Source organism: Nocardia grenadensis NBRC 108939, from assembly GCF_001613445.1.
GTDB lineage: Bacteria > Actinomycetota > Actinomycetes > Mycobacteriales > Mycobacteriaceae > Nocardia > Nocardia grenadensis.
Map to the genome: position 1 here is coordinate 131,177 of NZ_BDCJ01000011.1, position 11,571 is coordinate 142,747.

Annotated in this window: 9 protein-coding genes; 5 read left to right on the forward strand and 4 right to left on the reverse strand. The window is 70.1% G+C overall.

The genetic code is table 11. The annotated features are described in order from the left end of the window. The first annotated feature begins 285 nt into the window (after positions 1-285). Positions 286-738, forward strand: coding sequence for an RDD family protein (locus NGR01S_RS14085; protein WP_063036823.1), 453 nt, complete (start codon positions 286-288; stop codon positions 736-738). 53 nt (positions 739-791) lie between these two features. Here NGR01S_RS14085 and NGR01S_RS14090 read toward each other — a convergent pair whose 3' ends face one another. Next, positions 792-1,529 (reverse strand): DUF4191 domain-containing protein, encoded by a 738-nt coding sequence (locus tag NGR01S_RS14090; protein ID WP_063036825.1) that lies wholly within the window; start codon positions 1,527-1,529, stop codon positions 792-794. Between the two features lie 137 nt (positions 1,530-1,666). Between NGR01S_RS14090 and NGR01S_RS14095 the strand changes: the two genes are divergently transcribed. From NGR01S_RS14095 to NGR01S_RS30960, 3 genes are all read left to right on the forward strand, one after another. Then, positions 1,667-3,070: a M20/M25/M40 family metallo-hydrolase gene (locus tag NGR01S_RS14095; RefSeq protein WP_063036827.1), complete on the forward strand. Its 1,404-nt coding sequence runs from the start codon at positions 1,667-1,669 to the stop codon at positions 3,068-3,070. A gap of 185 nt (positions 3,071-3,255) precedes the next feature. Further along, positions 3,256-4,116, forward strand: coding sequence for an alpha/beta hydrolase (locus NGR01S_RS14100; RefSeq protein WP_245664588.1), 861 nt, complete (start codon positions 3,256-3,258; stop codon positions 4,114-4,116). A 34-nt stretch (positions 4,117-4,150) separates the two neighbouring features. Then, positions 4,151-4,357 (forward strand): hypothetical protein, encoded by a 207-nt coding sequence (locus tag NGR01S_RS30960; RefSeq protein ID WP_157107261.1) that lies wholly within the window; start codon positions 4,151-4,153, stop codon positions 4,355-4,357. Here the strand turns inward: NGR01S_RS30960 and NGR01S_RS14105 are convergent. The 3 genes from NGR01S_RS14105 to NGR01S_RS14115 all read right to left on the reverse strand — a co-directional run bounded on the left by NGR01S_RS14105 (position 4,300) and on the right by NGR01S_RS14115 (position 10,520). Next, entirely contained in the window at positions 4,300-7,311 is a 3,012-nt protein-coding gene (locus NGR01S_RS14105; protein WP_063036831.1) for a bifunctional [glutamine synthetase] adenylyltransferase/[glutamine synthetase]-adenylyl-L-tyrosine phosphorylase, read from the reverse strand. The genes NGR01S_RS30960 and NGR01S_RS14105 overlap by 58 nt on opposite strands. A 262-nt stretch (positions 7,312-7,573) precedes the next feature. Further along, complete coding sequence (gene glnA / locus NGR01S_RS14110; RefSeq protein WP_063036833.1) at positions 7,574-8,911, reverse strand: type I glutamate--ammonia ligase; 1,338 nt, start codon at positions 8,909-8,911, stop codon at positions 7,574-7,576. Between the two features lie 64 nt (positions 8,912-8,975). Further along, positions 8,976-10,520, reverse strand: coding sequence for an alpha/beta hydrolase (locus tag NGR01S_RS14115; protein ID WP_444979986.1), 1,545 nt, complete (start codon positions 10,518-10,520; stop codon positions 8,976-8,978). A 156-nt stretch (positions 10,521-10,676) separates the two neighbouring features. On the opposite strand from NGR01S_RS14115, the gene panB reads away from it, so the two are divergent. Then, positions 10,677-11,549, forward strand: coding sequence for a 3-methyl-2-oxobutanoate hydroxymethyltransferase (gene panB / locus NGR01S_RS14120; RefSeq protein ID WP_063036929.1), 873 nt, complete (start codon positions 10,677-10,679; stop codon positions 11,547-11,549). Positions 11,550-11,571 lie beyond the last annotated feature (22 nt).

Below are 11,571 nucleotides of genomic sequence, written 5' to 3' on the forward strand. Positions count from 1 at the left end.
CTCGGTCCGGACCGGTTCGGGGCTGCCTTTTATGCCCGGAATCCAGCGGGAATCCCACGTTACGGAGGCCGCCCGTCGGTCGGGCGCCGCACATACCGCCGAATGCGCGGTCGAGGCGCAGCCTGTCCACAATCCGCGCCCGGCGAGTGGATGCACGGGTATACGAACAGCGCACGACCGGAGCGAACGCGGAGGGGTCCGACAGCGCACGGTCGGATGCGCGGGCCGGGGTACGCGGGAGCGCAGGCCGGAGCGCAGGTGGAGGTTACGCCTATTCTGGGGTGCATGGCACGTATCACCGGTTCCTGGCTCTCCGGCCCCCCCGTCGCCCCCGGTACCGGCAACGACGATTACGCCGGGGCCGGTCTGGGCCTGCCCAGGGAGGGCGCCGGGTCGCTGCCGGGGATGTTCCGCCGTGTGGTCGCGATGCTGGTGGACTGGCTCATCGCGGTCGGTATCTCGGCGCTGATCGCGCAGGGTATGCCGGCCTCGTCGGTGAACCTGGGGCTCTGGTTCGTGATCGGGGTGGCGGCGGTGACGCTGTTCGGGTTCACGCCCGGGCAATATTTCCTGCGCATCCGGGTGGCCCGCGTCGATGCCGAGGCGCCGGTCGGGTTCCTGCGGGCGCTCGGCCGCCAAGTGTTGCTGGTGTTCGTGATCCCCGCGCTGTTCACCGACGCGGACGGACGTGGCATGCACGACCGGGCGACCGGCACCGCGGTGGTGCGTTCTCGCTGACCGATCACCACGGGCGGCGGCAGGTCGCGCTCGCGCGGCGCCGAGCCACCGGGTCAGCGGCGGCGGATGGTGCGCTGCATACCCCGCATCTTGGCGTTGGTCGGCATCGGCCCCTTGGGCATGGCCGGCCCCCCGCTGCGCGAGCTCAGCGCACTGAGCCGGCCCTCGATCTGGTCCATCCGCTTGGTGTCGATATTGCGCGGGAGTTTGGTGAGGTAACGCTGAAGTTCCTTCAGCGGGACCTGCCCCTCCTCGTTGCCGACCACCACGTCGTAGATCGGGGTGTCGCCGATGAGCCGGGCGGTGCGCTTCTTCTCCTGGGCCAGCAGTGACCGCAGCCGTTGCGGCGACCCTTCGGCCACGAAGATCACCCCGGGCAGGCCGATCACCCGGTGCACGGCGTCGAGCTGGGTGGTGGCGGCGATACCGTTGCTGACCCGCCATTTGCCCTGCAGGTTGTCCAGCACCCACGCGGCGGCACCGGCTTGGCCCTCCGCTTTCCCGTAGACGGATTTCTGCACACGGCGACCGAAGATGATGAAGGCGAACAACAGACCGAGCAGCAGGCCCAAGGGCAGCAGGAACCACTGCGCACCGAAGAGGAAGCCGATACCGAACAGCACCAGTGCGGTGACGACCACCGCACCGATCATCAGCGGCAGCAGCAGCTTGTCCTCTTTGCGCTGCATCTGGAACGCCTGCCAGATCTGCTGACGACGTTCCTTCGACTGTGCTTTGCGCGCCGCTTTCGCCGCGGCCTTCGCCTCTTTGTCGGGCTTGCCTGCTGCCATGGCTCCCAGAATAATGCCCGGCCCGCGACGCTCCGGCCACGGGACGGACTCCGACCACGGGCGGCGGTGCCCGGGGACCGGCACCGCCCCGGCGGACAGCCCGGGCAGGGGGTTGTGTGGGCGAGGAGAATGCAGGGATGTCCACCGAACTGGAGGCCGATCCGGCGGCCGGCGCCCCGGTCGACGACGCGACGGCGGAGCGGCTGGCCGTGGCGCTGCGGTGCGTCACGGTGTCCCGGGAAGAGCCCGAGCCGGGCGGCGACGGGTCCGGCCCGGCGGCCGATGCGGAGTTCCGGCGCCTCGCCGAGCACCTGGAGCAGTCGTTCCCCCGGGTGCATGCCGAACTGGAACTCGAGCGCTTCGGGCACAGCCGGCTCTACACCTGGCGGGGTGTCGATCCCTCCCGGACAGCCGCCATCCTGCTCGCCCACCAGGACGTGGTGCCCGCGGACGATCCGGCCCCATGGACCCATCCCCCGTTCGCGGGCGTGGTGGACGAGGAGTTCATCTGGGGTCGCGGCGCGATCGACGACAAGAGCCGGGTGCTGGCCATCCTGGAGGCGGTCGAATCCGCCCTCGCCGCCGGGGGGCGACCCCGGCACACCGTTCACCTGGCGTTCGGCCACGACGAAGAGGTCTTCGGCGACCGCGGCGCCGTGCGGATGGCCGCCCGGCTGCGGGAGCTGGGCGTCCACGCCGACCTGCTGCTCGATGAGGGCGGGGTGGTCACCGAGGGCATCGTGAACGACGTGACCGTTCCGGTGGCCACGATCATGGTCGGGGAGAAGGGCTACGCCACCGTCCGGTTGTCGGTATCGGAGAAGGGCGGGCATTCGTCCATGCCCGGCCGGCGGACCGCGGTCGGACGGCTGGCCCGCGCCGTGAGCCGGATCCAGGACGATCCGATGCCGCTCCGGGTGACGCCCGTGGTCACCGATATGCTCGCCCGCCTGCGCCCACATCTGCCCACGACCAAACGCCAGCTGCTCGGGTTCGCGGCGCTGGCGGCGCCGGTGATCACCCGGATCATGGCCGGGACCCCGCAGACCGAGGCGCTGGTGCGGACGACCACGGCGCCGACGGTGATCCGCGGCGGCGTGCAGGCGAATGTGCTGCCGCAGCAGGCCGAGGCACTGATCAACTTCCGGATCCTGCCCGGCGACACGGTCGCTTCGGTACTCGCGCACTGCCGCCGGACGGTCCGCGACCCGCAGGTGCGGATCGAATTGGTGGGGATGGCGTCCGAGCCCTCCCCCGCGACCGGTCCCGGCCCGCGGTTCGACCTGATCGCGCGCCTCACCGAACAGGTGGTGCCCGGCGCCGCGGTGACCACCGGTCTGGTTCCCGGCGCCACCGACTCCCGCCACTACGACGATCTCGCCGCCACGCGCTGCAATTTCGCCCCGATCCGGCTGACGGCCGCGGATCTGGAACGGATCCACGGAAACGACGAGCGGCTGTCGCGGGTGAACTACGCTCGGCTCATCGACTTCAACCGGCGGCTGCTCACCGCACTCGCCGAGCCGGAACAGGCCGGCTGAGGCGATACCTCCACAGCTGCCGCGACCATACGGACCAGCTCCGAAGGAGATGCGATGAAGTTGTGCCCTCACCACGGCTTCCGCCGACCGGGGGGCGCCGGCCGTGAAGGAGTTCCGATGAGGTGGTGCCTGCGCCTTCACCGTGGCCGCCGCGGACCACATGTACAGCGTCGAGGGAGGATCCGGTGACCAGCGACCAGGACATACGAATGACGCGCGGGGAGTTCGAGCACGCCGGGCACCGGCTGAGCCGGCGTTCCTGGGCACCCGCGACGCCGGCGCGCGGGGTGATCGTCCTCGTCCACGGAGTGGCCGAGCATTCTGGTCGCTACGAGTACGTCGCGCGGACCCTGGCGACCGCCGGTTTCGCGGTGTACGCGTTCGACCATGTGGGACACGGGGAATCCGCCGCCGCGGGCTCGCGGGCCAATATCGGGTCGGTCGGCAATGCCGCCGACAATGTGGCGGCTCTGCTCGAGCTGGCGCGCGCGCAACACCCCGGCGTGCCGGCGTTCGTGATCGGCCATTCCATGGGTGCCCTGATCACCCTGTACCTGGCGACCAGGGCGCCGCTGGACGCGGCCGGGGTGGTGGTCTCGGCACCGCCGTTGATCATCGACGCCGGAAATCCGGTGCAGCGGCTGCTCGCCCCGGTGCTCACCCGGCTGGCACCGAACCTGGGTGTGCTGAAACTCGATTCGTCGCAGATCAGCCGGGACCCTGCGGTCGTCGCGGCCTATGACAACGACGCGCTGGTGTTCCGCGGAAAACTGCCCGCCCGCACGGCGACCGAGATCCTCACGGCGGCCGGCGCCGTACTCGACCGGCTACCGGAGTTACGGGTTCCGACGCTCGCGCTGCACGGCACCCGCGACGCCATCGCCGCCCCGGTGAGTACGGACCGGATCGAACAGCGCGCGGGCACCACCGATCTCACCGTCCGCCGCTACGACGGGCTCTACCACGAGATCTTCAACGAACCCGAGCGCGATCAGGTACTCGCCGATGTGGTGGCGTGGCTGGATGCGCGGGTCACCGCAGAGTAGTGCCGGCGGTCAGGCGCGAAGTGGAACCTGTTCATTGCCGCGTTCCTGGTGCTGGTCGGCGCTCGGCATCGAACGGGATACCCCGGTGACGGTCACCGCGGCGGGCGGCTATCGCCCGGCCGATCTGGAGGACCGCCGAGCGCTGGAGGATCTGGTCACCCGGTTCCGGGCACTGACCTCCGGTCAGACACCGAAGACCCGTTCCACCACAGCCCTGGCCCGGCGGGTGATCCGCAGATAGTTGTCGAGGAACTCGCCACCGTCGTCGGTGGGCCAGCCCGCCACCCGGGCCACCGCCGACAGCGTGGTGCCCGGGCCGGGCAACTGGTCGGAGGGTTTACCGCGTACCAGGACCAGCGCGTTGCGGGCCGCGGTCGCGGTGAGCCAGGACTGACGGAGCAGGTCGGTGTCCACCGGGCTCAGCAGTTCCTCCTGTTCGATCACATCGAGCGATTCCAGCGTCGATGTGTTGTGCAGGGCCGGGATCTCGTGCGCGTGCCGCAATTGCAGCAGTTGCACCGTCCATTCGATATCGGCGAGACCACCGCGACCCAGTTTGGTGTGGGTGGCGGGGTCGGCGCCGCGGGGCAGCCGTTCGGAATCGACCCGGGCCTTGATACGGCGGATCTCGCGGACCGCGTCGGCGGAGACGCCGCCCGCCGGATAGCGCACCGCGTCGATCGTGTGCAGGAAGCGCAGGCCCAGTTGCTGATCGCCGGCCACCTGGTGGGCGCGCAGCAGCGCCTGCACCTCCCACGGCTGCGCCCACTGGCGGTAGTAGGCGTCGTAGGCGGCCAGAGTGCGCACGAGCGCGCCGCTGCGGCCCTCCGGCCGCAGGCCCGCGTCGACCTGCAGCGGCGGGTCGGTGCTGGGGGCGCCGAGCAGTTTCTGCACCTGCTCGGCGATACCGTTGGCCCATTTCACGGCGACGTGCTCGTCCTCGCCGGGCCGCGGATCGCAGACGAACAGCACATCGGCGTCGGAGCCGTAACCGAGTTCCCGGCCGCCCAGCCGGCCCATGCCGATCACCGCGAAATCGGCGGGTGCGGGCGCGCCCCGGTCGGCGACGCTGGCCCGGATCACCGCGCGCAACGACGCCTCGAGCACCGCGACCCACACCGCGGACAGCGCGGCACAGACCTGCGGCACGTCCAGTAGGCCCAGCAGATCCGCGGACGCCACCCGGGCGAGTTCGTGCCGGCGCAGGGAGCGGGCGGTGGCCACGGCCCGCTTGGGGTCGGTGTAGCGGTCGGCGGCGGTGAGGATGCCGCCTGCCACCTCGACCGGCTGGGTGCGCAGCAGTAGCGGTCCGTGCGGGCCGTCGGCGTACATGCGGATGGTTTCGGGGGCGTTGATCAGCAGATCCGGAAGATACGCCGAGGAGCCCAGCACCATCATCAGCCGCTGCCCGACCGCGCCCTCGTCGCGTAGGACCCGCAGATACCAGTCCTGATCCACCAGCCCTTCCGACACCCGCCGGTAGGCGAGCAGCCCGGCATCGGGGTCGGGGGTTTCGCCGAGCCACTCCAGCAGGGTCGGCAGGAGCACCGCCTGGATCCGGCCCTTACGCGAGACACCGCTGGTCAACGCGCGCAGATGGTTGAGCGCGTGCTCGGGCGAACCGTATCCGAGCGCGGCGAGCTGCCGGACGGCGGCGTCCGGGCTCAGGCGCAGCGCGTCGGAGTCCAGCCGGGCCACCGATTCCAGCAGCGGCCGGTAGAAGAGTTTGGTGTGCAGCCGGCGGATCCGGCCCGTCTGCCGGCGCAGCTCGGCCCGCAACACGCCCGCGGCATCGCGTCTCCCGTCCGGACGGATATGCGCGGCGCGGGCCAGCCAGCGCATACCTTCCTCGTCGTCGTCGGCGGGCAGCGTATGGGTGCGTTTGAGCCGCTGCAACTGCAGCCGGTGCTCGAGCAGCCGCAGGAATTCGTAGGAGGCCGTGAGGTTCGCGGCGTCCTCGCGGCCCACGTATCCGCGCGCGGCGAGCGCCGCGAGGGCTTCCACGGTGCCCTGGACGTGCAGTTTCGGATCGACCCGGCCGTGCACCAGTTGCAGCAGCTGCACCGCGAACTCCACATCGCGCAGGCTGCCACTGCCGAGTTTGAGTTCGCGCTCGCGCAGCTCGGCGGGCACCAGATCCTCCACCCGGCGGCGCATCGCCTGCACATCCGGGACGAAATCCGGCCGTTCGGAAGCCGTCCACACCAGTGCGTCGGTGGCGGAGCGGTACTGCTCGCCGAGTTCCAGATCGCCGGTCATCGGCCGGGCCTTGAGCAGCGCCTGGAACTCCCAGGTCCGCGCCCAGCGCTGGTAGTAGGCCAGATGGGAATCGAGGGTGCGCACCAGGGCGCCGGCCTTGCCCTCGGGCCGCAGCGCGGCGTCGACCTCGAAGAAGGCCGAGGAACCCACGGTCATCAGTTCAGCGGCCAGCCGGGTGGCGACGGGGTCGGCGGGTTCGGCGACGAAGACGATATCGACATCGCTGACGTAGTTGAGTTCGCACGCGCCGCTCTTGCCCATGGCGATCACGGCCAGCCGCACCGGGCACGGAACATCGCGGCACACCCGGGCCACCGCGACCGCCAGCGCGGCGGTGAGCGCGGCATCGGCGAGCGCGGTGAGCTGGCGCCCCACCAGCTCGTACGGGATCACCGGCTCGTCCTCGACGGTGGCGGCCAGATCCACGGCGGCCAGCAGCATGAGCTGATCGCGGTACCGTTTGCGCAGTGCCGCGACCACTTCCGGTCCGGATTCGGTGGCCCGGTACAGCATCGGCGCGGCATTGGGCCCGCACTCCGGTTCGCCGCCGACGACCGCGAGCAGATCGGCGATCAGCTCATCGCGGTCGGGGAGCTCCTCTCGGCGCAGCAGCACCCAGGCCCCGGGATCGGCCACCAAATGATCGGCCAGCGCGGTGGAGGAGCCCAGCATCGCGAACAGCCGGCCGCGCAGCATCGTCTCGGCCCGGATCGCCGAATCCAGTTCGGCCCAGTCGTTCCCGAGCGCCTCGGACAATCTGATCAGCGTGTTCAGCGTGAGGTCGGCGTCCGGTGACCGCGACAGCGACCACAACACCGGAATACTCTCGATATTGTCCCAGCCGAGGGTTTTCAGCGAGTCGGCAGCCGACGGTTCGAGCAATCCGAGGCGGCCGACACCGGGGACGGCGGACCGGGCGGACGGTGGACGGACCATGAGCTCAAGGTACCGACAACAGGGCTCGAGATGCGCCGGGCCCCTCGGTCACGCACAGTCACCGGCCGCACCGGCGTGGAGTCACCGAACCGCCCGGTCCGGACGGCGGGCCGATCGGCCACCGGACCGAAGATCGAGGCCGTGACCGGTACAACCGAACCGCGGAATCACCGGCGCACTCGTCGACCCAGCGGTCCGTGCGTGCCACGGGTCCCCCGCCCGCCGGGCGCCCCAGGGGCACCGGGCGAACGCGGGGAAGAGATCAGAGACCGAGGTATTCGCGCAGCTCGAACGGCGTCACCTGGGCACGGTAATCCGACCACTCCCGGCGCTTGTTGCGCAGGAAGAAGTCGAATACGTGCTCACCGAGCGTTTCGGCGACCAGCTCCGAACGCTCCATCGCGTGCAGTGCCTCGTCCAGGGTGCCGGGCAGTTCCTTGAACCCCATGGCACGCCGTTCGGCAGCGGTGAGCGACCAGACGTCGTCCTCGGCCTCCGGCGGCAGCGTGTACCCCTTCTCCACACCGCGCAGGCCCGCCGCGAGCAGGACCGCGAAGCTCAGGTACGGGTTGCAGGCGGAATCGGGGCTGCGGATCTCGACGCGCCGCGACGACGATTTGTTCGGGGTGTACATCGGCACGCGGACCAGCGCCGAACGGTTGGACCGGCCCCACGAGGCCGCGGTCGGCGCCTCGCCGCCGTGGATGAGCCGCTTGTAGGAGTTCACCCACTGGTTGGTGATGGCGCTGATCTCGTGCGCGTGTTCGAGGATGCCCGCGATGAAGGCGCGAGCCGTCGCGGACAGGTTGTCCGGGTCGTCCGGATCGGAGAAGGCGTTCGCCTCACCCTCGAACAGGCTCATATGCGTATGCATGGCCGAGCCCGGGTACTGGGCGAACGGCTTGGGCATGAACGTGGCGCGCACGCCCTCGTCGATGGCCACTTCCTTGATCAGATAGCGGAAGGTCATCACATTGTCGGCCATCGACAGGGCGTCGGCGTAGCGCAGGTCGATCTCCTGCTGGCCGGGCGCGCCCTCGTGATGGCTGAACTCCACCGAGATACCCATGGATTCGAGCGCGTCGATGGCGTGGCGGCGGAAGTTCGGCGCGGAATCGTGGACCGCCTGGTCGAAGAAGCCGCCGTTGTCGGCGGGGACCGGGTCCACCCCGTCGGGCTGGTTCTTCAGCAGGAAGAACTCGATCTCCGGATGCACATAGCAGCTGAATCCGACATCACCGGCCTTGTTGAGCTGACGCCGAAGCACATGGCGCGGATCGGCCCACGACGGCGACCCGTCGGGCATGGTGATATCGCAGAACATCCGGGCGGAATGCTGGTGTCCCTTGCTGGAGGACCACGGCAGCACCTGGAAGGTCGACGGATCGGGCCGGGCCACCATATCGGCCTCGGAGATCCGGGCGAACCCTTCGATCGCCGAGCCGTCGAAGCCGATGCCCTCCTCGAAAGCTCCCTCGAGCTCGGCGGGCGCGATGGCGACGGACTTGAGGTAGCCCAGTACGTCGGTGAACCAGAGACGTACGAAGCGGATATCCCGCTCTTCGAGCGTCCGCAGCACGAATTCCTTCTGGCGATCCATGACCGCGAGAGTAGGCACCCGGCGTTAAATCCGTGTTACATGACGCGCTGCGCTGTGTGTCGGATCAACAGCGTAGGCCCTCTGCAGGGGTCTCGAGGTCCACCAGGTAGCTCACGACCGCATCGTCGACGCAGGTGGCGCCGCCGTTGAAGACCACCGTGTGGCTGTCGCCCTCGTGGGTGATCAGTGCCGCACCGAGCTGGTGGGCGAGGTCGACGCCCGCCTGGTACGGCGTGGCCGGATCGCCGGTGGTGGACACCACCACCAGCGGAGGCAGTCCCTCGACGGAGATGTCGTGCGGCCGGCTGGTGTTGGGCACCGGCCACTGGGCGCACAGTTCCAGCGGCGCCGCTCCGGTGCCGCGGCCGTCGTCCAGGAACGGGGCGGCCCGGCGGTATTCGGTGTCCTGCCGGCCGGCGACCGCGCGATCGGTGACCCGCGGGTCGTCCACACAGCGGATCGCGTCGAAGGCGTCGGTGAGATTGCTGTAGGTGCCGTCGTCGCGGCGGCCGTTGTACATATCGGCGAGCTGTAGCAGCGTATCGCCGCGGCCCTGGGCCAACTCGGTGAGCCCGATGGTGAGCACCGGCCAGAAGTCGGCACCGTACAGGGTCTGCTGCACGCCGGTTATCGCATCGTCGTAGCTGAGGCCGCGGGGGTCGGTGGTGGCCGCGGGCGCGTTCCACAGCGGATCCACCAGCGCCCGGAACCGCGGCACGGCCTGCGCCGGATCGGTACCGAGCGGGCAGTCCGGTGACCCGACGCAGTCCGCGACATACGCGTCGAAGGCTTTCTGGAAACCCGCCGCCTGGCGCAGCGATTCGGCGACCGGGTCCTGCGAGGGATCGATGGCGCCGTCGAGGACCATGGCACGGATATTGCCCGGGAACTTCTCGGCGTACGCGCTGCCCAGCCGGGTGCCGTAGGAGTAGCCGAGATAGGTCAGTTTCCGATCGCCCAATACCGCCCGCAGGACATCCATATCCTGGACCACCTCGCGGGTGCCGACATGGGCGAGGAATTCCGTACCGGTGCGCGCCACGCAGCGGTCGGCGTATTCCCGGTTCTCGGTCTCGGCCTCGGCGATCCCCTCCGGCGTATTGGGCTCCGGGAGTTCGGCGCGCTCGGCATCGGCTTCCCGCGGGGTCAGGCAGTCGACCGCGGGCGTGGAGGCGCCGACCCCGCGCGGATCGAACCCCACCCGGTCGAACCGATCGGCCAGCTCGGTCCCGCCGGCCAGCATCACCGTCGACAACCCGGACATACCCGGCCCGCCGGGGTTGATCAGCAGCGAACCGATCCTGTCTCCGGTCGCGCGCATCCGGGACACCGCCAGCTGCGCGGTAGGGCCGTCCGGGTCGCCGTAGTCGACGGGGACCTCGATGCGGGCGCACTGCGCCGCCGGCGGCAGCGCTTCCCCCGGGTCGGTGTAACCGGTGCACGGCTCCCAGGCCGGAGTCTGACTGTAGAAACGACTCAGCTCGGCGGGGACCGGCGCGGGCGGGTCCGGTTGTTGTTCCGGGGCCTCGTCCGCGCATCCCGCGACGAGCACCGTCGCTACCGCCAGCACCGCCAGCACACCCGCCGGCACTCCACACCCGCTCCGCACTGCCGCCATGCTAGCCGGATCCGGCCCGGACCCGGGGATGTGACCAACCGCACCTGGTCGCGGGCTTAATCCGGGCTCGGCCGGGGGTGCACACTGGAGGACGTCAACCAGACCCGGGGACCCGATCAGGGCCTCGAGGAGACGAAAGGGACGATGATGTCCGATTCATCAGGCACGCCCGATTCCACATCGGAAACACCCGCCTACGGTGCCGCCGCGGCGGCGAAACCGGCCCGGCGACCCACCCGCGTCCAACATCTGCAACAGATGAAGGCGACCGGTGAACGCTGGGCGATGCTCACCGCCTACGACTACTCCAGCGCCCGCCTCTTCGACGAGGCCGGCATTCCCGTACTACTGGTCGGCGATTCGGCCGCCAATGTGGTGTACGGGTACGAGACCACCGTACCGATCACCACCGACGAGCTGATCCCGCTGGTCCGCGGTGTGGTGCGCGGCGCCCCGCACGCCCTGGTGGTGGCCGACCTGCCGTTCGGTACCTACGAGGGCTCCCCCGAGCAGGCCCTCGCCACCGCCACCCGGTTCATGAAGGAGGGCGGCGCGCACGCGGTGAAACTGGAGGGCGGGGAACGTGTCGCCGACCAGATCAGGAAGCTCGCCGCCGCCGGGATCCCGGTGATGGCGCATATCGGTTTCACCCCGCAGAGCGTCAATACCCTGGGTGGCTACCGTGTCCAGGGCCGCGGCGAGGGCGCCGAGGGATTGCTCGCCGACGCGATCGCGGTCCAGGCCGCGGGGGCGTTCTCCGTGGTGATGGAAATGGTTCCGGCCGAGGTGGCGGGTCAGGTCACCCGCAAGCTCACCATCCCCACCGTCGGTATCGGCGCCGGTGCCGACTGCGACGCCCAGGTGCTCGTCTGGCAGGACATGGCCGGGTTCACCAGCGGGAAGACCGCCAAGTTCGTCAAGCGGTTCGCCGCGGTCGGCGACGAACTGCGCGGGGCGGCCGCCGCCTACGCCGAGGAGGTACGCCGCGGCACGTTCCCGGGTCCGGAACACAGTTTCTGACTCCGGTCCGGGCTCGTGACGG